The following is an 18,361-nucleotide window of genomic DNA, read 5'->3' on the forward strand; positions in this document are numbered from 1 at the left end:
CCATGCCACGCCATTCACTCGTCGCGCCCGTTTGCCGCTGGCCGTTCCGTCGGCGCCGGGCGCGACGCACCCCGGAGTCATCCTGATGAACAGTTTCGATCCGGCCGTCGTCGCGGTGCGCAGCGCGCACTTCATCGGCGGCGCCTTCATCGACGGCGCGGCGGCGCTCGACGTGCGCAGGCCGTCCGACGGCCAGGTCTACGCGACGCTGCCGATCGCCGACGCGACGCTCGTCGACCACGCGGTCGAGAACGCATGGCACGCGTTCAGGACCCGCGACTGGGCACGCCGCGCGCCGCGCGAGCGGGCGCGTGCGATGCGGCGCTGGGCCGACCTGATCGAGGCGGATGTCGCGACGCTCGCGCCGCTGGAAGCGGTTGGCTCGACCCGGCCGATCGCCGATGCGGCGCGCTGGGATGTGCCGTTTACCGCCGAAGGCATTCGCTTCTACGGCGAGTGGGCGGATCGGATCGGCGGCGAAGTCGCCGCCACGCGCAGCGATCATCTCGGGATGACGATCGCGGAACCGTACGGCGTGATCGCGGCGATCGCGCCGTGGAATTTCCCGCTGGTGATGGCGTCGTGGAAAATCGCGCCGGCGATCGCGGCCGGCAACGCGGTCGTGCTGAAGCCGTCCGAGATGACGCCGTTCTCGGCGCTGCGGCTGGCCGAGCTCGCGATCGAGGCGGGGATTCCGCCCGGCATCTTCAACGTCGTGCAAGGCGATGGCCGGACGACCGGCGACGCACTGTGCCGGCATCCGCGAATCGGGAAGGTGACGTTCACCGGGTCGACGCAGACCGGCGCGGCGATCATGGCGGCGTGCGCGCAATCCGGCACGAAACCCGTCACGCTCGAACTCGGCGGCAAGAGCCCGCAGCTCGTGTTCGCCGATGCGCCGAACCTCGATACGGTCGCGCGGCGGGTCGCCGCCGCGATCGCCGGCAACGCGGGGCAGGTGTGCGTCGCCGGTTCGCGGCTGCTCGTGCAGCGCGGGGTCGAAGCGCGCCTCGTCGACCGGGTTGCGGCCGCGTTCGCCGAGTTGACGCCGGGCATGACCTGGGCGGCCGGCACGACGCTCGCGCCGATCGTGTCGCAGCCGCAGCTGCAGCGGATCGACGCGATCGTGCAGCGCACGCTCGAAGGCGGCGCGCAGGCGGTCGCGGGCGGCGCACGCATCGCGCTCGCCGGTGATGGGGCGTTCTACGCACCGACGATCCTGACCGGCGTGACGACGCAATCGCCGGCCGTGCGCGACGAGATCTTCGGGCCGGTGTTGACCGTGCAGACGTTCGACGACGAGGACGAGGCGCTCGCGCTCGCCGCGCACGACAAGTACGGGCTCGCGGCCGGCGTGCATACGGCCGATCTCGGGCGCGCGCTGCGGATGATGCGCGGCCTCGAGGCCGGCACCGTGTGGATCAACCGTTATGGCCGCACGTCGGATTTCGTGATCCCGACCGGCGGCTACAAGCAGTCGGGCATCGGCAAGGATCTCGGTCGTTACGCTTACGAGTCGAACCTGCGCTTCAAGAGCGTGCTGATCGACATGTCGGTGGAGGCGTGACGGATGGCGCCGGCGCATGTCGAGCACGGTGTGCTGCCGCGGCCGTGCAAAACAGCGTTTGAAGCGCGCGCCGCGCGCCAATACGCGGCAATTGCGCTTTTTGGTGATGATTAAATGGTTTTCACCGGGCGGCGATCGTCCGAGCGCGGAATGCTCACGAAGGATCCGATGAAATTCGAATCGTACTGGCTGGATACCCGACCCGCCTTTGGCGCCGGTAGCGAAGGGCGCGTCGAAGGGCGTGCCGATGTGGTCGTGATCGGCGGCGGCTTTACCGGATTGTCGGCGGCACTGGCGCTCGCGCAGCGCGGCGTGTCGGTCGTGGTGCTCGAAGCCGCGCAGGTCGCGGCGGAGGCGTCCGGCCGCAACGGCGGTCAATGCAATACGGGCGTCGCGCAGGACTACGCGTCGCTTGCCGGACGAATCGGCGCCGAGCAGGCGAAGCAGTTCTACCGTGCGTACGAAAGCGCGGTGAAGAGTGTCGAGACGATCGTAGCCGACCATGCGATCGACTGCGATTTCCGGCGCGCCGGCAAGCTGAAGCTGGCAGCGAAGCCGCAGCATTTCGCGGGGCTCGCGAAGACCTTCGACGCATTGCGGCGCGACGTCGATCCGGACATCGAACTGATCGAACCGTCGCGGATCCGCGACGAGGTCGGCTCCGACGGATTCCACGGCGGCCTGTTGCAGCGCAACGGCGCGCAGATGCACATGGGCAAGTTCGGCGTCGGACTCGCGCAGGCCGCCGCGCGGGCCGGCGCACGCATCTACGAACATGCGGCCGTCACGCAACTCGAGCGGCTCGACGGCGAGCGCCACGCGATTACCTGCACGCGCGGCACGATCGTGGCCGATCGCGTGCTGGTCGCGACCGGCGCATCGCAGCACGGGCCGTTCGCGTGGTTCCGGCGGCGCATCGCGCCGGTCGGCAGTTTCATCGTGGTGACCGAGCCGCTGCCCGACGCGCAGCTGAACCGGCTGCTGCCGCACCGCCGCGCGTACGTGACGTCGCGCCAGATCGGCAACTACTTCCGCGTGACGCCGGACAACCGGCTGCTGTTCGGCGGCCGCGCGCGCTTCGCGATGTCGAGCCCGCGCTCGGATGCGAAAAGCGGCGATATCCTGCGCGCCGGGATGGCCGGTTATTTCCCGGCGCTCGCGAACGTGCGGCTCGACTATTGCTGGGGCGGCCTCGTCGACATCACCGCCGACCGCCTGCCGCGCGCGGGCCAGCACGAGGGCGTGTATTACTCGATGGGATACAGCGGCCATGGCGTGCAGATGTCGGTGCATATGGGCCGCGTGATGGCGGACGTGCTGTACGGCGCGGCCGCATCGAATCCGTGGCGCGAGCTCGACTGGCCGGCGATGCCGGGCCATTTCGGACACGCGTGGTTCCTGCCGTTTGTCGGCGCGTACTACCGGCTGCAGGACATCCTGCACTGAATGATGAACAGCGACGCGGCGGGCCGGCCGGTGTGCGGGCCGCTCGCGCGACAGGAGGGTTGCAGATGACAGGGCGATTCGTTCGTCTCGCCGAAACCGGGCGCCGTCCGGTTGCATTCAGCGTCGACGGCCGCGCGGTGACCGGGCTCGAGGGCGATACGCTGCTCGTCGCGATGCTGACGCAGACCGGCCACGTGCGGCAGTCCGAGTTCGGCCCCGAGGCGCGGGCCGGGTTCTGCCTGATGGGCGCGTGCCAGGACTGCTGGGTCTGGACCGCCGGCGGCGAGCGCCTGCGCGCGTGCACGACCGTCGTGCAGCCGGGCCTCGACATCGTCACCCGCCAACCGGAGGCGCAATGGTCGAGCCTCGCGTAATCGTCGTCGGCGCCGGGCCGGCCGGCGTGCGCTGCGCGCAGACGCTGGTGGAAGCCGGCGTGCGGCCGCTCGTGATCGACGAAGGGCGGCGCGACGGCGGCCAGATCTACCGGCGCCAGCCCGACACGTTCTCGCGCCCCTACGAAAAGCTGTACGGCACCGAGGCCGTGCGCGCGCAAGACCTGCACGACACGTTCGAGCGCCTGCGCGCGTCGCTGGACTACGCGCCCGATACGCTCGCGTGGAACGTGTCAGGCGGCGCGCTCTACACCGCGCACGACGGCGCGTCCGAGCGCCGCCCGTACGACGCGCTGGTGCTGTGCCCGGGCGCGACCGACCGGCTGATGCCCGTCAAGGGCTGGCAGTACGCGGGCACGTACAGCCTGGGCGCGTCGCAGATCGCGCTGAAGGCGCAGGCCTGCGCGATCGGCGCGAACGTCGTGTTCATGGGTTCGGGCCCGCTGCTGTATCTCGTCGCGAACCAGTACGTGCAGGCCGGCGCGACCGTCGCGGCCGTGCTCGACACGTCGCCCGCCGCGAACCGGCTACGCGCGCTGCCGAAACTGCTCGCGCGGCCCGACGTGCTCGTGAAGGGCATCGCGCTCACCCGTGCGCTGAAGCGCGCCGGCGTGCGCATCGAGCACGGGATCGAGCCGCTCGAGATTCACGGCGATCCCGCGCAGGGCGTATCGGGCGTCAGTTTTCGCACGGCCGACGGCACCGCCGCGGTCATCGATTGCGACGCGCTCGCACTGGGCTACCACCTGCGCGCGGAGACGCAGCTCGCGGATCTTGCAGGCTGCGCGTTCCGCTTCGACGGCGACACGCGGCAATGGCTGCCGCAGCTCGACGACATGGGACGCAGCTCGGTCGCGGGCGTCTATCTGGCCGGCGACGGCGCGCGCGTGCTCGGCGCGGACGGCGCGGAAGCGGCGGGCCGCCTCGCGGCGCTCGCGGTATTGACGGATATCGGGCGGCCGGTCGACGCGCGCGCGGTCGCCGCGCTGCAGCGCGAACGCGCGAAGATGGGCCGTTTCAGCGCGGGGCTCGCGCAGGCATTTCCGTGGCCCGCGCAGCAGGCCGCGACGCTGTCCGACGACACGATCCTGTGCCGTTGCGAGGGCGTGAGCGTCGGCGAGCTGCGCCGCGTGATCCGCGACGAAGGCGCGTGCGAAGCGAATCGCGCGAAGGCGTTCAGCCGCGTCGGAATGGGGCGCTGCCAGGGCCGCTACTGCGGCCACGCGGGCGCCGAGGTGATTGCCGCCGCGGCCGGCGTGCCGCTCGAAGCGGTCGGCCGCCTGCGCGGGCAAGCGCCCGTGAAGCCGCTGCCGGTCGCGCTGCGAGCGGTGGGCGCGCCGCCCGCGCCGCGGGCCGAAGCCGCGACGATGACGGGGGACGAATGATGCGGGCCGATGCGGATGTCGTGATCGTGGGCGGCGGTTTCATGGGAGCCGCGGCGGCGTTTTTCCTGCGCCGGCGCGGCCGCTCGGTGATTCTGCTCGAACGCGGGCTGATCGGGCAGCAGGCGAGCGGCACCAACTTCGGCAATGTGCGACGCCAGGGCCGGTTCCTGCCGCAATTGCCGCTGGCGAACCGCTCGCGCGAGATCTGGGGGCGAATGCCCGAACTGATCGGGCACAGCGCCGAATTCCTGCAGACCGGGCACGTTCGCGTGTGTTATCGACAGGAGCAGGACGACTCGTTCGACGTTTATGCGCGCGAGGCCGCGCATTACGGGCTGAAGCTCGACCTGTATCGCGGCGCGTCGATGCGCGCGAAGTTTCCGTTTCTCGGCCCGGAGGTGCTGAGCGCGTCCCATTCGGCGCTGGACGGCCATGCGAACCCGCGGCTCGCCGCACCGGCGTTCGGCCGCGCGGCGGTGCGCGCGGGTGCGCGGATCGAGGAGAACACCGCGATCGCGACCGTCGAGAAGGACGGCGATACATTCCGCGCGACGAGCGAAGACGGGCGCGTGTTCTGCGCGCCGAATCTGCTCGTGACGGCCGGCGCGTGGGGCAACCAGCTCAGCACGCAGTTCGGCGAGCCGGTGCCGATCGCGGTCAACGGGCCGCAGATGTGCGTGACGGAGCCCGTGCCGTATTCGATCCTGCCGTCCGTCGGCGTCTCGTCGCCGCAGATCGAGGAAATCGTGTACTTCCGGCAGGTCGAGCGCGGCAACATCGTCATCGGCGGCTGCGCGCGTGCGCCGGCCTATCTCGACGAACGGCGCGCGAAAGTGCTGCCCGAGAGCACGCTGCTGCAGTTCACGCAGCTCGCGCGCGTCGCACCGGCGCTGACGCGGCTGAACATCATTCGCGTATGGAGCGGCGTCGAGGGCTACATGCCGGACGATCGGCCGATCATGGGGCGCAGCGCGAAGGTCGACGGGCTGTATTACGCGTTCGGCTTCTGCGGGCACGGTTTCCAGCTCGGGCCGGGCGTCGGCGACACGATGGCGGAGCTGATCGACACGGGGGCGACGAGCACGCCGATCGATCCGTTCGCGATCGCGCGCTTCGCGGCGCCGGCCGACGCGACGCACGCGACGACCTGATGGAGCCTCGCATGGCCGACGTTTTTCATTCTGCTGGTGAGCCCGCGTCGATCCGCCCGTTCGGTGTCGCGCAGTCCGTGTCGCATGCCGTCGGCGGCGCGCTGCGCATCATCGAGACGTCGTACGCGCAGCCGTTGAGCATCGAGGCGCTCGCGACGGTCGCCGGGCTGAGCGTGTCGCGGTTTGCCGCGCGTTTTCGCAGCGAGCTGGGTGTTTCGCCGCATCGTTATCTGTGTCTCGTGCGGGTCCGGCGCGCGCAGGATCTGCTGCGCGCGGGGCTGCCGCCGTCGGTCGTCGCGACCGAGGTCGGGTTTTTCGACCAGAGCCATCTGTGCCGCCATTTCCGCCGGGTGCTCGGGCGCACGCCGCGCGATTACGTCGACGGGCCGAACGCGGCCCGATCGAATTCGACGACGTCGGGATCGTGTCCCGGACCGCGCGAGACGGAAACGCTAGCCCTTCGGTGAGCCCGGACACGATGACACCGAGCCCGCGCCGAGTCATCTCGCACTCGGGTACGAACGATCAGTCTTTCCGTGTATCCGGCTTCTGAACACGGTATGGCGCGAGGTTGTTTGAATTGCCGTCCCGCCATTGTTCGAGGTCGCGCCACAGCGCCGGGCGTGCATGGTCGCGTCGCGGCAGATTGATCAGGTACGCGATGCCGTCCACGTTGACCACCACACCGGAGTCGGGCAGGGTCGTCGGAATGCCGGAAAGCGGTTGATCCGCATCCGGTTCGGCGGGCGTGCCTGCGCTGGGCGGGCGTTGAAACATCATGCGAATTCTCCGTGGCGCCTGGGCGGCGCGTCAGTATCGGATACGCCCGATCAAACCCAGCGGGTCGATCGCGTGCTGGACGGCAGCGGCGAGCTGCCGCGGTTCGGCCGGGACAAGCTTCCGGTAGTACGCGACATTGACCGGGCCGACGCCATGTTCCGCGCTGAAGCACCCGCCCGCGCGCACGACGCGGTCATACAGCGCGCCGCGCAGCGCAACCTGTTGCAGCGGTCCGTACCGTTGTGCACTCGCGTGCGGGATCGACACGACGAGATGGCAGCCGCCGTCGCCGAAATGGCCGAACGCATGACAGCGCAGCGATGGATGCGTGGCCGCGATCCATTGCTCGGCGCCGGTGATGAACGCGGCAAGCGCACCGCGCGGAAACGACACGTCGAACGACAGCGGGATGCCGCCTTGCGCGACCGCGGTCGGCAACGCATCGCGGATCCGCCAGAAGCGTTCGGCCGGCGCGCAGGCCGCGTCGAGCACCACGCGTTCGTTCGCGAGCGCGTCGAGCGTGGCAAGGGCGCGCTCCTCGAGCAGCGCATCGAGCCCCGGCATGCCGGTCGCGATCTCGACGAGCGCGTAGCACGCGGCATCGCCGGCAGAGAACGGAATGCGCAACGCCGGAAACGCGGCGGCGACACAGCCGACCGCGGCCGCCGACATGAATTCGAACGCCGACAGCATCTCGCCGAACGCGCGCTCGAACGCGAGCAGGCCGGCGAGCGCCGCCTCGTACGACGCGAACGCGACGAACGCCGCACAGGACGAGCGTTCCAGCGGCGCGAGCGCGAACGATACGGCCGTCACGAGCCCGTTGGCGCCGTTTGCACCGATGAAGCACTGCGTGACGTCGAAGCCCGCATTGCGCTTGCGCAGCGGCGCGAGTGCGTCGATCACGGTGCCCGCCGCGTCGGCAAGCACGACTTCGACGCCGAGCACGTTGCGGCGCACGTCGCCGTACTTGATGAGACGGCTGCCGCCCGCGTTGGCGCCGACGAGGCCGCCGGCCGCCGGATCGCTGCCGAGATCGATCGGCAGGCACAGGCCGGCGTCGGCCGCCACGCGATTGAGGTCGGACAGGCGCACGCCGGCTTCGACCGTGATGCTGCGATTCGCCGGATCGAACGCGCGAATGGCGCGCATCCGGTCGAACGACACCACGCACTGCGTGCCGCTGCGATCGGGCACGGCGGCGCCGACGAGCCCGGTGCGCGCGCCCTGCGCGACGAGTGCGATCCGGTGCGCGACCGCGACGCGTGCGAGTGTGCTCGTGTCGGCGGTCGATGCCGGTCGCGCGACGCCCAGCGCCACACCGCCGATCAGTGCCGCGTCGGTCGCGTACGGCTCGCACGATGGGCCTTCGAGCCAGCCGTCGCCAAGCGTCGCGGCGAGCGCGCGCTGCTGCGCGATGCGTTCGGGCAGCGCGTTCATCGTCAGTTCGCCCGCACCAGTTGCTTGCGCAGCCGGCCGCGCACGACGACCAGCGCGAGCAGCGGCACGACGCCGCCCCACAGCGGGCTGTGCCGCATCGTGATCGACACCGCGAGCGCGACGGCGGTGACGGCGAGCAACACGAGCGACAGCGAACGCGCGCGCGCGTGATCGACGAACGCGCCGTCGACGAAACCGCCGTCCGACCACGCGGTATGCACGATACCGACGACCAGCACGCAGACGAGCATCGCGGCCGGCCCGAGTTCCTCGCCCCACAGGCGGCTACCCGTCGGCGACACGATCGCGAGCACGGCGCCGATCACGAGGAACAGGTCGACGCCGAGCGCGATGCTGTTGCGGTCCGCGCGGCGGATCAGCCACGCGCCGTGCACGAGCGCGAGCACGCCGCCGATCAGGAACGCGTGCGTCCAGCGCACGTCCGGCTGCCCGGGCCCCAGCCGGCCGTAGAACAGGAACACGATCGCGGGCAGGAAGTTGCTGGCGTGCAGAAGGTAGTCGGTTATGGGATTGGTCGATTTCATCGGGATTTTCTCCATCGTCGAAACAGCGGGCGACGCGTCATGCGTCATGCCAGCGGAACAGCCGCGCGGCGGCGAACAGGAACAGCGCCGTGCTCGCGGTCATGCCGAGCAGTTGCGGCGCGAGCTGCGCGTACGGCGCGCCGTCGACCAGCGCGCCGCGCAGTGCAACGGCGAACTGGTTGGTCGGCAGGAACGCGAGCACGGCCTTGAGCCATGCCGGTGCGTCGTGCATCGGAATCGTCAGGTCGCTGAAGAACAGCAGCGGGTAGTAGGTGACGTTGCACGCGAGTTCGGCGGCCGCCAGCGAACGGGTCCGGCTCGCGAGCAGCACACCGATGCTCAGCACCATCGCCGCGCCGAGTAGCACGATCGGCAACGCACGCAGCCCGTCCGGCGACGCGATCGGCAGCGCGATGCCGAACGCGACGCGCGCGACCGTCAGCAGCACGAGCGCCGACAACGCCATCATCACCATCCGCGCGACGATCAGCGCGGCCAGGAACACGCCGCGCGAGACCGGGAAGCACACGTACAGCTTGAACGTATTGCGTTCGCGCAGTGCGGCGATCGCGGTCGTCGTCGAATTGAGGCCGATCGCCATGAACGCCATCACGAGAATGCCGGTCGCGAAGAACGCGCCATAGTCGAACGGGCGGCGCGCGGGCGCCGCGTTCTCGAAGCGCGCCTGCGCGGCGGGCAGCCCGAGCCGCTGCGCGTCGCAGCGCGCGAGCGCGATCTCGACCACGCGCGATGCGGCCTTGACCGCGAGCGAGCCGTTGAAGTCGTAGCGGATCGTGGCCGACGTGCGTTCGTCCGCGCCCAGCACGACGGTGACGCGATCGGCCGCCGCGCCGCTGCCGCCGAAGGTCGCCTTGACCGTGTCGCTGTGCGACAGGCTGGCGACGATCTGCGCTTCGCATGCGCGGCTGTAAGCGGTCGGGCCGCCGGGCACGTCGAACGCGATGTCGGCCGTGCCGAGCGAGCCCGACCCACCGAACGCGAACAGCATCACGCTCAGCAGGAACACCGGGAACACGAGCGTCCAGAACAGCGACGAGCGGCTGCGCAGATAACCGAGCAGCTCGTTGCGAACGAGGATCAGGAAGACCTTAGTCATGGGCAGGGCCCTCGGTGCAGAGACGCAGCAGGTCGCCCGGCGTGCTGGGCGCGAGCGCGAGATGCTGGATGCCCCGTTCGCCGACGATCCGGTGCACGTTCGGATGCAGCGTCGCATCGCCGAACACTTCGACGACGTGCGCCGCCGACACGCGCACGCCGGTCACGCCGGGCAGCGCCGCGAGCCGCTTGCGCAGCGCACGCGCGTCGGCTTCGTCGCGGCAATGCAGGACCGCACGCGCTGCGCCGACGAGTTCCGCCTGCAGCGTCGCCTTGTCGCCCTGGTAGCGCACGCCGCCGTCGCGCACCCACACGAGATCGTCGACGACGGCCAGTTCCTCCTCGGAGTGGCAGATCATCGCGACGCTCGTGCCGCGCGCGCGGTCGCGCAGCAGGTCGATCACGACACCGGCATAACGGCGGTCGAGGCCGGTAAACGGTTCGTCGAGCACGGCCAGTTCGGGCCGGTGCGCGAGCGCGACGTAGAGGTCCACGCGCTGGCGCTGCCCCTTCGACAACGCACGGCACGGCTTGTCGAGCAGCTCGGCGATGCCGAGTGCGGCGGTGATCGCGGCATCCGCGTGCACGTACATCGCGCGGTGCAGCGCGACGATCTCCGAGATGCGCAGATGGTCGGGGTACTCGACCTTCTGCAATTGCGCGCCGAGCCGCCGCAGCGATGGCGTATCGCGCATGAAGCGCTCGGCCGGCACGTCGAGCACGCGCACGTCGCTGCCGCCGCGCCGGAAGCCGAGCAGCGTCTCGAGCAGCGTGGTCTTGCCGGAGCCGTTCGGCCCGACGATCGCGGTGATCGCGCCGAGCCGGAACCGGACGTGGCGCGCGGAGAAGCGGAAATCGCCGGCCGCGACGTCGATCGCGCGTGCGCCGAGCGCCGCGCCCGGCGCATGCGCATCGGGCAGCGGCTGCGTGCCCGAGCGCTGCGGCCGGTCGAATGCGGTGTGCGGGCCGAACATTGCGCGCACGGAAGCGAGAAACGAGACGCTCATGGTCGGGATCCTGTCAGTCGAACAGCATGACCTGCGTATCGCGCGCGCCCCGGTACGGGTTGCGGCCGTGCGCGACCAGCATGTTGTCGACCACGAGCACGTCGCCGGCCTGCCACGGGAACGACAGTTCCTCGTCGTCGAGCGCGTCGTAGATCGCGACGAGATCGTCGTACGGCATCGGCGAACCGTCGCCGTAGCGGATCTCGTACGGGAACGCGGCGCGCTCGCCGTACATGCGCTGCAGGTAGCGGTAGCTGAGCTCGCCCATCGAACGCGGGTTCGGGTGCTGCGCACTCGCCTGGTTGAACCAGACGGTTTCGCCGGTGCGCGGATGCGCGCGCAGCGCGCTGCCGACGTGCGACACGGTCACGCTGCCGTCGTCGAGCCAGCGGCAGCCGACGCCGCGCTCCGCGCACAGCCGCTCGACCTCGTCTCGCTCGGCGGTGCCGAACGCGTCGTCCCACGGCCGGTGGTACGCGGCAAACGGCAGGTTCGGGTTGGCGGCGAGCCCGTCCGCGCGATCGCCGGGCGCCGCGAAATTGCGCAGGTACATCACGCCGCGTTCGGCGAACCGCTCGCGCAGCGCGGCCGGCACGCGCGCCGTGACGCGGCGCATGTCGCAGATCGGCGTTTCGCCGCCCGCGTCGGCCGGCTGCCGGCAATAGAACGCGACGAGGCGCGGGAACGCGGGCATGTAGGCCATCTCCTGGTGCAGCCCGATCTTGAACGGCGGCGGCATGCGGGTCGACTCGTAGACCTGGCCGTCGATCTGCCGGCGCGGCGCGGCGCCCGCCGTGTAGCCGTTCGCGTGCGCCGGATACAGCGCGCCGAGGCGGCCGAACGCGACGGTGTCGGGCACCGCGAAGCCGCGCCACAGCAGCGCGCCGCACGCATCGAGCAGCGTGTCGATCGTGTCGAGCCGCGAGCGGTACCACGCGACGAACATGTCCGGCGAGGTCGCGAGTTCGGCGCTGCGCGGCGTCACGCACAGCGGCAGCGTCGCGCCGGGCGCGACCGCCGAGCAGTGGACATCGTCGGCGCCGAGCCGCACGGCGGCGTGCGCGGCGAGGAAGGCGAGATCGGTCATCGCTCAGGCCAGCGCCGGTTTCTTCAGCAGGATTTCGAAGCCGAGCGCGCCGAGCCCGGCGCTCGGGCTGTAGATCGACGCGACGTCCGCGAGGCCGGCTTCGGCGACGAGCACATGCGCTTCGTCGAGCGTGATCTTTTCCTCGACGTGGGTCGGCGGATAGTCGGCGGCCGCGCGCATCTCGGTGAAGCGGTCGAGCAGGTGCTGCGGCGCGTCGCGGCGCATGTCGTGCACGAGCGCGATGCCACCCGGTTCCAGCACGCGATACATCTCGGTCAGGCTGAGCGCCTTGTCGGGCAGGTGGTGCAGCGTCGCGCGGCCGACCGCCATCGTCAGCGTGCCGTCGTCGAACGGCAGTGCGAGCGCGTCGCCGACGCGCATCTCGACCGTGTCGTCGAGGCCCAGCTCGTGGATGCGCGGCCGGCCTTCGTCGAGCATCGCCGGATCGAGGTCGATGCCGACGTAGCGCCAGCCGCGCATGGCCGGATCGGTCGCGAGCCGCACCGGCACGACGCCGGTGGCCGTGCCGATGTCGGCGATCACGCCGGGCGTCATCCCGCGCGCCAGCTGGCGGATGCGGCTGATGAACAGCAGGTCCCACGGTTCGAGCGTTTCGGTGGCGAAACGATCGTAGTCGTTCGCCGGGCGCAGGTTCTTGAGCAGCATGACGTTCCTTTTACGAATGGGTGAGAGGATCACAGCCAGCCGACCGGCACGGCGGCCAGCAGCCGTCGCGCGGTCGCGCTGTTGACACCGAACGCGGGGCGGCGGCGGCGCTCGACCGCATGCGCGGCCATCGCCGCGATGCGTGCGCCGAGCCCGATGCCGACGCCCCAGGATGGCGCGGCGACACCGAGTTCGAGCAGCGTCGCGGCGGTCAGGAAATCGATGTTCGGCCGCAGCGCGCGCCGCGCGTCGGCTTGCACGCAACACGCGTCGAACAGCGTCACGTACGCGCCGTCGAAGCCCTGCGCCGCGAACAGGCGGCGCATGTGCGGCGGACGCGGGTCGGCGACGAACAGCGGATGGCCGAAGCCGTACAGCGTGCGTTTCGCGTCGAGCGCCGCATCGATCGCGGCGCGCCCGGCCGCGTCGAGCGCGGCGGCCGGTGCGCCGGTGCCGCCCGGGACCGACAGCGCGAGCGCGCCGAGCCAGTTCATCGCTTCGAGCGCGGCGCCGACGTGCGATGGTCCGCTCGCAAGGAAACCGGCCGCAATCGCCTGCGTCAGCGTGACGCCGGTGCCAATCGCGACACGCGGCGCGAGCACGGTCGGCGTGATGTAGCCGAAGCCGGCGTGCCAGGCGACGAGCAGCATGTCCATCGCGGCTTGCGCGGACGCATCGGTGCGCGTCGCGCCGGTCAGCGCGAGCATGCGTTGCGCTTGCGTCGCGGCGTCGTCGAGCCCCGCGCTGCCGAGGGCGGCGAACGGCCGGCCCTCGATCGCCGCATGCAGCAGGAACGGCGCGGCGGCCGCGCACAGCAGCATCGTGTCGAGATCGGCGTCGTCCGGCGCGTTGCCGTGCATGCGTGCCAGCACGTCGTCGAAGCCGCGCAACAGGCCGGACGCGGCCGCGAACACCGGCGCGACGCCCGCCGCGCCGAGATTCGCGGCGACGAACTGCGCGGCCGATCCCGGTGCCAGTGCAGCAGAGCATTCCGCCAGCCGGGCGCGGATCACCGCTTCGTGTGCGCCGTGTTCAACGCTGCCGGGCGCGACGTCGAACCACAGGTGCGCGAGCGCGCCTTCGAACGTCGTCGTGCCGATCAGCGCGTTCAGGTCGAGATCGCGCACGCGCAGCGCTTCGGGTTCGAGCGTCGCGCCGTCGATGTCGGTGCCGCGGTGGCGGGTCGCCGGGCGGCCGAGCAGGTTGCGCGGTGCATCGCCGGTCGTGGCGGCCGCGCCGGAGTCGAGTGTCGTGTCCATGTCAGTCCGCCTGCACGAGTTCTTCGCAACTGACGCTGATCGCCGCATGCGCCATCGTGGCGATCACCGCCGCATGCTGGTCGACGACGGGCAGCACGTTCGCGAAGTAGTAACGCGCGCTTTTCAGCTTGCCGCGATAGAACGCGAGTTCGGCGGGCGTATCGGCCGTGTCGGGTGCGTCGAGCCGGCGCGCGGCGATCGTCGCCGATTCGAGCAGCACCCATGCCGACGTGACGACGCCGAACATCTCGAGAAAACGCGTGTAGAACTGGCTGCTGCGGTGCGTGTGGCCGTCCTGCACGTCGCGCGCGATGTCGTCGAGCGCGGCGGCGATCCGGTCGGCGCCCGCGCGCAGCGCGTCGAACAGCGGACGCAGTTCCGCGTGCGTGCCTGCGTGATGCTGGCGTGCCAGGAAGGTGTCGAGTTCGTCGCGGTAGTACTGGATCAGCCGCGAATGGCGGCCGAAACCGAGCTTGTCGCGCACGAGGTCCTGCGCCTGGATGTAGTTCGTGCCTTCCCAGATCGACAGGATTTTCACGTCGCGCGCGTTCTGCTCGACCGGGCTCGCATCGGTATAACCGAGCCCGCCGTGCACCTGGATCGCGGTTTCGCAGATCCGCCACGCCTGGTCGGAGATGAAGGCTTTGCAGATCGGCGTCAGCAGCAACTGCAGCTTGCGATGACGCTCGATCTCGGCCGGATCGGCGTCGGGCGTCGCTTCGAGCATCGCCGCGCGCGTCGCGGTCGCCGCGAGCTTACCAAGCAAGCCACGGCAGCCGTCGACGCGGCTCTTCATGTCGACGAGCATGCGCTGCACGTCCGCGTGCTCGACGATCGCGACGCGTGCGGCGCTGGTGTTCGACGCGCGTTCGATCGGCCGGCCCTGCAGCCGGCGGCCCGCGTAGTCGACCGCATGCAGGTACGCGCTCGACGCGACGCCGACGCCGAACATCCCGGTGCTCATCCGCGCCTGGTTCATCAGCGGCATCAATTGCAGCAGGCCGACGTTGCGGCGGCCGCCGAGCAGCCAGCCCTTGGTCGTGCCGTTCGAGCCGAACACCAGATGCGTGTTCGCGCAGCCCTTGAGCCCCATCTTGCGCGGCAGGCCGATGCAGTCGACATGGTTCGGCTGCAGTTCGCCGGTTTCCTCGTCCGGCCAGAAGCGCGGCACGACGAGGCACGACAGCGAGAACGAGTCCGGCGACGCGGTGTCGATGCGGCCGAGCACGAAATACAGCGTGTTCTCGGTCAGCTCGTGCATGCCGGCCGAGATGTAGACCTTCTCGCCGTCGATCGCATAGATATCGCGTTCGAGCGGCGTCGCACGCAGCGCGACCGCGGTGAGATCGGTGCCGGCCTGCGGTTCGGTCGCGCAGAAGCATGCATCCCAGCGGTACGCCTCGAGCGGCGCGATCAGCGTCTTCTGGTGCGGCGTGCCGTGCATCTGCAGCAGCTTGATCGCCGGGCGCGTGAAGCCGCCGTAGGTCATGAACGACGGATTCGCGCCCATGAACATCTCGTAGATCATCTGCGTGACGATCGGCGGCAGCCCGTGCGCGGTGCCGAACAGCGTGTTCGACCATTCGTCGCGAAACCGTGCCCATAGCGCATGGAAATGCGACGGAATGCGCACCTGGCCGTCGTCGAGCAGCGTGCAGCCCTCGGCGTCCGCCTGCTGGTAGCTGCGGCCGAGGTCGAGCGCGAAGTCGCGTGCGCGTTCGAGCAGCGCGTCGATCGACGCGCGATCGTGCGTGCTGTACGGCCCGTGTTCGAGAAAGCGCTGGTCGGCCTCGAACAGTTCCCACAGGAAAAAACGCAGCTCGCGCAGGCTTACCTTGTAGGCACTCATCACGCGTCTCCTTCGATATCGAGCGCGGCGTCGAGGCCGCCGGCCAGGTCGACGACGGCGGCGGCCGCCGCGCCATGCAGCGCCGCGTCCCAGACGAGCACCGTGCGGTGCTCGCCTTCGTCGAGCGCGCCGGCGAGCCGGATCAGCGCGGCGGCCGATTCGGCCGACGACAGGTGGCCCGAGCCGTCGTGCTGGATCCGCGCGCCGAGCGGGATCGACGCGGCATCGGCCACGCGTGCCGCGAAGCCGGGATCGAAGCCGGGCGGCACGCACCAGTCGATCTGGCCCGCGCGCAGCTTCGCGCCGTCGAGTGCGCGGCGGATCGCACGCGCGGCGACCGGTGCGAGCGTGTCGCGCAGCGCGGCCGGCGCGTCAGCCCACGGATCGGCGATCGACGGCCCGTATTCGATCGCGACGGACCGCACGCCGCCCCAGACGGCCGGTTCGGGCGTCGGGCCCGCGCGCGACACGAGCAGCGCGGCGGCCGCGTCGCCGTAGCCGACCAGGTCGCCGAACTGGCGGAAGAACGGATAGAGCCACTTGTCGCTCAGGATCACGAGCGCCTGGTCGCCTTCGTCGAGCAGCCCGTCGAGCAGCATCAGCGCCGAATACCAGCCGAGCGTGCCGTTCTGGCCGAGCGCGAACGGCGTCACGCGCTGCAGGCCGAGTTCGTACTGCATGCGGCCGACCACCGAATCGCCGATGCCTTCGTTGAGCGCGCAGCTCGCGACGATCACGTGGGTCGTGCGGGCGAGCTGCCCGGAGCCGAGCTGGTCGCGCAGGTCGAGCGCCGCATCGGCGGCGAGATCGGCGAGGCTGCGCCCGGGCGGCGCGACCCGCAGCGTGGGCCGGCCGCCCGGCGCGAGGCGCGTGCCTTCTTCAGGCGTCAGCGCACCCATCCCGCGCGGTCGCGCAAAGCGGGCCTGCGGCAACAGCAGGTGGCGGTAGCCGGGATGGCGCTCCTGCGCCTGGATCGCGCTGAACATGACGGCGGGCGGCAGCACTACGACGCCGCCGGACAGCGCGAGCGTGCCGGGCGCGGCGACGCGACGTGCGCCGAGGCAGGTTTCATCGAGCGTCGACAGGGTCATGCGGCGGTCTCCTCGAGGTTCGTGCGCGCGAACGTGTCGCGATACTGGGTTTTCAGTGCCGGGCGGTCGATCTTGCCGTTGGGGTTGCGCGGCAACGCCGGCAGCGGCTCGACGACGAGCGGGCTCATGTAGGTCGGCAGTGCGTCGCGGCAGGCGCGCGCGATGTCGGCGCGGCACGCGTCGGCGTCGAGCGTCGACACGACGCATGCGGTGATCGCTTCGCCGAGCGCCGGGTGCGGGACGCTGAACACCGCCGCTTCACGGATATGCGGCAGCGCGAACAGCACGTCCTCGATCTCGGTCGGGCTCACGCGATAACCGGATGTCTTGATCATGTCGTCGCCGCGCGCGACGAAGTACAGGTAGCCGTCCGCGTCGCGCCGCACGATGTCGCCGGACCATACGGCGACGTCGCCGCGCGGAATCTCGGCGTGCCGGCGCGGCAGCGCGCGAAAGCGCTGCGCGGTCAGCTCGGGCCGGTTCCAGTAGCCGAGCGTGACGAACGCGCCGCGATGCACGAGTTCGCCGGGTTCGTCGGCCGCGCATTCGCTGCCGTCCGCGCGCAGCACGAGGATCTCCGCGTTCGGCACGGCCTTGCCGATCGACGTCGGGCGCAGCGCCGCGTCGGCCGGTGCCAGGTAGGTCGAGCGGAACGCCTCGGTCAGCCCGTACATCAGGTACGGCGCGGCGTGCGTGAACAGCGCCTGCAGGCGGTGCAGCAGCGGCGTCGCGAGATGGCCGCCGGTGTTCGCGAAGCGGCGGATCCGCGTGCGCGCGGTGTCGCTCCAGTCGGCCGACGCGAGCTGCATCCACAGCGGCGGCACGCCGGTGATCGACGTCACGCCGAGCGCGTCGCAATAACGCGGCACCTCGGCCGGCTGCAGGAAGTCGAGCGGCGCATAACATGCGCCGGATGCCAGCGCCGTCGTGAGCTGGCTCAGGCCCGCATCGAAGCTGAGCGGCAGCACGCCGAGCACGACATCGTCGTCGGCCAGCCCCTGGTACGCGGCCACGCTGAACGCGCCCGACACCAGGTTGCGATGCGACACGACGACGCCTTTCGGCTTGCCGGTCGAACCGGACGTGTAGAGCAGCGCGGCCGGATCGTCGTCGACCGGCCGGCCGGCGATGGCCGGCGCCGGCGCGTCACCCGGTGCGGCGATCGCATCGGCCAGTTCCTCGATCAGCAGCACGCGCGTACCGACCAGCGACGCAAGTGCCGGCAGACGCTTGAGCCGCTGCGCGCCGGTCACGAACAATGCCGCGCCGCTATCGGCGACGATGTGTTCGATCTGCGCTTCCTTCAACTGCGGATTGACCGGCACGAAGATCGCGCCGAGGGCGTTGGCCGCGAGCATCGCGACCACGGTCTCGATGCGCTTCGGCGCGTAGATGGCGACGCGCTCGCCGGGCAGCACGCCGCGCGACGCGAGTGCGGCCGCCGCGCGCCAGACCGCGCGCGCAAGCTGTTCGTAAGTCATCGCGCCGCCGCCGTCGGCATACGCGAGATGCCGCGGCCAGCGCTGTGCGCCGTGCTCGAGCAGGTCGGCGACGCTGATCAGTGCGTTCATGATCGGCTC

The 18,361-nt window shown here is 70.7% G+C and carries 17 protein-coding genes; 6 read left to right on the plus strand and 11 right to left on the minus strand.

The genetic code is table 11. The annotated features are described in order from the left end of the window. Nucleotides 1-85: 85 nt before the first annotated feature. The 6 genes from H3H55_RS33730 (at nucleotide 86) to H3H55_RS33755 (ending at nucleotide 6,408) form a co-directional block, all read left to right on the plus strand. Nucleotides 86-1,567, plus strand: a complete 1,482-nt coding sequence (locus tag H3H55_RS33730) for an aldehyde dehydrogenase family protein (protein WP_193102555.1) — start codon at nucleotides 86-88, stop codon at nucleotides 1,565-1,567. Nucleotides 1,568-1,735: 168 nt separating this feature from the next. Continuing rightward, nucleotides 1,736-3,013 (plus strand): NAD(P)/FAD-dependent oxidoreductase, encoded by a 1,278-nt coding sequence (locus H3H55_RS33735; protein ID WP_193102556.1) that lies wholly within the window; start codon nucleotides 1,736-1,738, stop codon nucleotides 3,011-3,013. A 65-nt stretch (nucleotides 3,014-3,078) separates the two neighbouring features. Beyond that, nucleotides 3,079-3,387 (plus strand): (2Fe-2S)-binding protein, encoded by a 309-nt coding sequence (locus tag H3H55_RS33740; RefSeq protein ID WP_193102557.1) that lies wholly within the window; start codon nucleotides 3,079-3,081, stop codon nucleotides 3,385-3,387. Further along, a complete protein-coding gene (locus tag H3H55_RS33745) occupies nucleotides 3,369-4,790 on the plus strand; it encodes an NAD(P)/FAD-dependent oxidoreductase (RefSeq protein WP_193102558.1) in 1,422 nt (473 codons plus the stop codon). The genes H3H55_RS33740 and H3H55_RS33745 overlap by 19 nt, the downstream gene beginning before the upstream one ends. Further along, entirely contained in the window at nucleotides 4,787-5,941 is a 1,155-nt protein-coding gene (locus H3H55_RS33750) for an NAD(P)/FAD-dependent oxidoreductase (RefSeq protein ID WP_193102559.1), read from the plus strand. Before H3H55_RS33745 ends, H3H55_RS33750 begins: the two co-directional genes overlap by 4 nt. An 11-nt stretch (nucleotides 5,942-5,952) precedes the next feature. Then, nucleotides 5,953-6,408: a helix-turn-helix domain-containing protein gene (locus H3H55_RS33755; protein WP_193102560.1), complete on the plus strand. Its 456-nt coding sequence runs from the start codon at nucleotides 5,953-5,955 to the stop codon at nucleotides 6,406-6,408. 58 nt (nucleotides 6,409-6,466) lie between these two features. Here H3H55_RS33755 and H3H55_RS33760 read toward each other — a convergent pair whose 3' ends face one another. From H3H55_RS33760 to H3H55_RS33810, 11 genes are read right to left on the minus strand one after another with little or no spacing between them, the layout of a single operon-like run. Continuing rightward, the gene (locus tag H3H55_RS33760) at nucleotides 6,467-6,721 is read right to left on the minus strand and encodes a hypothetical protein (protein WP_193102561.1); all 255 of its coding nucleotides are present in this window, start codon (nucleotides 6,719-6,721) and stop codon (nucleotides 6,467-6,469) included. 30 nt (nucleotides 6,722-6,751) lie between these two features. Next, nucleotides 6,752-8,161: an FAD-binding oxidoreductase gene (locus H3H55_RS33765; protein ID WP_193102562.1), complete on the minus strand. Its 1,410-nt coding sequence runs from the start codon at nucleotides 8,159-8,161 to the stop codon at nucleotides 6,752-6,754. A 2-nt stretch (nucleotides 8,162-8,163) separates the two neighbouring features. Further along, nucleotides 8,164-8,706 carry a permease gene (locus H3H55_RS33770; protein ID WP_129518314.1) on the minus strand — a complete coding sequence of 181 codons (543 nt, stop codon included), beginning with the start codon at nucleotides 8,704-8,706 and terminating at the stop codon, nucleotides 8,164-8,166. Between the two features lie 37 nt (nucleotides 8,707-8,743). Beyond that, a complete protein-coding gene (locus H3H55_RS33775) occupies nucleotides 8,744-9,823 on the minus strand; it encodes an ABC transporter permease (RefSeq protein ID WP_193102563.1) in 1,080 nt (359 codons plus the stop codon). Then, entirely contained in the window at nucleotides 9,816-10,829 is a 1,014-nt protein-coding gene (locus H3H55_RS33780) for an ATP-binding cassette domain-containing protein (protein ID WP_193102564.1), read from the minus strand. Before H3H55_RS33780 ends, H3H55_RS33775 begins: the two co-directional genes overlap by 8 nt. A gap of 13 nt (nucleotides 10,830-10,842) precedes the next feature. Continuing rightward, on the minus strand, nucleotides 10,843-11,916 hold the full coding sequence (locus H3H55_RS33785) for a TauD/TfdA family dioxygenase (protein ID WP_193102565.1): 1,074 nt from the start codon (nucleotides 11,914-11,916) through the stop codon (nucleotides 10,843-10,845). Nucleotides 11,917-11,919: 3 nt separating this feature from the next. Then, nucleotides 11,920-12,582, minus strand: a complete 663-nt coding sequence (locus tag H3H55_RS33790) for a class I SAM-dependent methyltransferase (RefSeq protein WP_193102566.1) — start codon at nucleotides 12,580-12,582, stop codon at nucleotides 11,920-11,922. Nucleotides 12,583-12,611: 29 nt separating this feature from the next. Further along, nucleotides 12,612-13,841: a citrate/2-methylcitrate synthase gene (locus H3H55_RS33795; RefSeq protein WP_193102567.1), complete on the minus strand. Its 1,230-nt coding sequence runs from the start codon at nucleotides 13,839-13,841 to the stop codon at nucleotides 12,612-12,614. A 1-nt stretch (nucleotide 13,842) separates the two neighbouring features. Next, complete coding sequence (locus tag H3H55_RS33800; protein ID WP_048248945.1) at nucleotides 13,843-15,690, minus strand: acyl-CoA dehydrogenase; 1,848 nt, start codon at nucleotides 15,688-15,690, stop codon at nucleotides 13,843-13,845. After that, the gene (locus H3H55_RS33805) at nucleotides 15,690-16,781 is read right to left on the minus strand and encodes a hypothetical protein (RefSeq protein WP_193102568.1); all 1,092 of its coding nucleotides are present in this window, start codon (nucleotides 16,779-16,781) and stop codon (nucleotides 15,690-15,692) included. Before H3H55_RS33805 ends, H3H55_RS33800 begins: the two co-directional genes overlap by 1 nt. Beyond that, nucleotides 16,778-18,352 carry an acyl-CoA ligase (AMP-forming), exosortase A system-associated gene (locus H3H55_RS33810; RefSeq protein ID WP_193102569.1) on the minus strand — a complete coding sequence of 525 codons (1,575 nt, stop codon included), beginning with the start codon at nucleotides 18,350-18,352 and terminating at the stop codon, nucleotides 16,778-16,780. Before H3H55_RS33810 ends, H3H55_RS33805 begins: the two co-directional genes overlap by 4 nt. Nucleotides 18,353-18,361: the final 9 nt, after the last annotated feature.

Origin of the sequence: Burkholderia sp. Z1 (assembly GCF_014893795.1) — a bacterium.
GTDB lineage: Bacteria > Pseudomonadota > Gammaproteobacteria > Burkholderiales > Burkholderiaceae > Burkholderia > Burkholderia theae.

Bases quoted from the DNA above. Each gene is read 5' to 3' on its own strand.
- H3H55_RS33730 (WP_193102555.1), top strand. From the start codon at position 86: ATGAACAGTTTCGATCCGGCCGTCGTCGCGGTGCGCAGCGCGCACTTC.
- H3H55_RS33735 (WP_193102556.1), top strand. From the start codon at position 1,736: ATGAAATTCGAATCGTACTGGCTGGATACCCGACCCGCCTTTGGCGCC.
- H3H55_RS33740 (WP_193102557.1), top strand. From the start codon at position 3,079: ATGACAGGGCGATTCGTTCGTCTCGCCGAAACCGGGCGCCGTCCGGTT.
- H3H55_RS33745 (WP_193102558.1), top strand. From the start codon at position 3,369: ATGGTCGAGCCTCGCGTAATCGTCGTCGGCGCCGGGCCGGCCGGCGTG.
- H3H55_RS33750 (WP_193102559.1), top strand. From the start codon at position 4,787: ATGATGCGGGCCGATGCGGATGTCGTGATCGTGGGCGGCGGTTTCATG.
- H3H55_RS33755 (WP_193102560.1), top strand. From the start codon at position 5,953: ATGGCCGACGTTTTTCATTCTGCTGGTGAGCCCGCGTCGATCCGCCCG.
- H3H55_RS33760 (WP_193102561.1), bottom strand. From the start codon at position 6,721: ATGATGTTTCAACGCCCGCCCAGCGCAGGCACGCCCGCCGAACCGGAT.
- H3H55_RS33765 (WP_193102562.1), bottom strand. From the start codon at position 8,161: ATGAACGCGCTGCCCGAACGCATCGCGCAGCAGCGCGCGCTCGCCGCG.
- H3H55_RS33770 (WP_129518314.1), bottom strand. From the start codon at position 8,706: ATGAAATCGACCAATCCCATAACCGACTACCTTCTGCACGCCAGCAAC.
- H3H55_RS33775 (WP_193102563.1), bottom strand. From the start codon at position 9,823: ATGACTAAGGTCTTCCTGATCCTCGTTCGCAACGAGCTGCTCGGTTAT.
- H3H55_RS33780 (WP_193102564.1), bottom strand. From the start codon at position 10,829: ATGAGCGTCTCGTTTCTCGCTTCCGTGCGCGCAATGTTCGGCCCGCAC.
- H3H55_RS33785 (WP_193102565.1), bottom strand. From the start codon at position 11,916: ATGACCGATCTCGCCTTCCTCGCCGCGCACGCCGCCGTGCGGCTCGGC.
- H3H55_RS33790 (WP_193102566.1), bottom strand. From the start codon at position 12,582: ATGCTGCTCAAGAACCTGCGCCCGGCGAACGACTACGATCGTTTCGCC.
- H3H55_RS33795 (WP_193102567.1), bottom strand. From the start codon at position 13,841: ATGGACACGACACTCGACTCCGGCGCGGCCGCCACGACCGGCGATGCA.
- H3H55_RS33800 (WP_048248945.1), bottom strand. From the start codon at position 15,690: ATGAGTGCCTACAAGGTAAGCCTGCGCGAGCTGCGTTTTTTCCTGTGG.
- H3H55_RS33805 (WP_193102568.1), bottom strand. From the start codon at position 16,781: ATGACCCTGTCGACGCTCGATGAAACCTGCCTCGGCGCACGTCGCGTC.
- H3H55_RS33810 (WP_193102569.1), bottom strand. From the start codon at position 18,352: ATGAACGCACTGATCAGCGTCGCCGACCTGCTCGAGCACGGCGCACAG.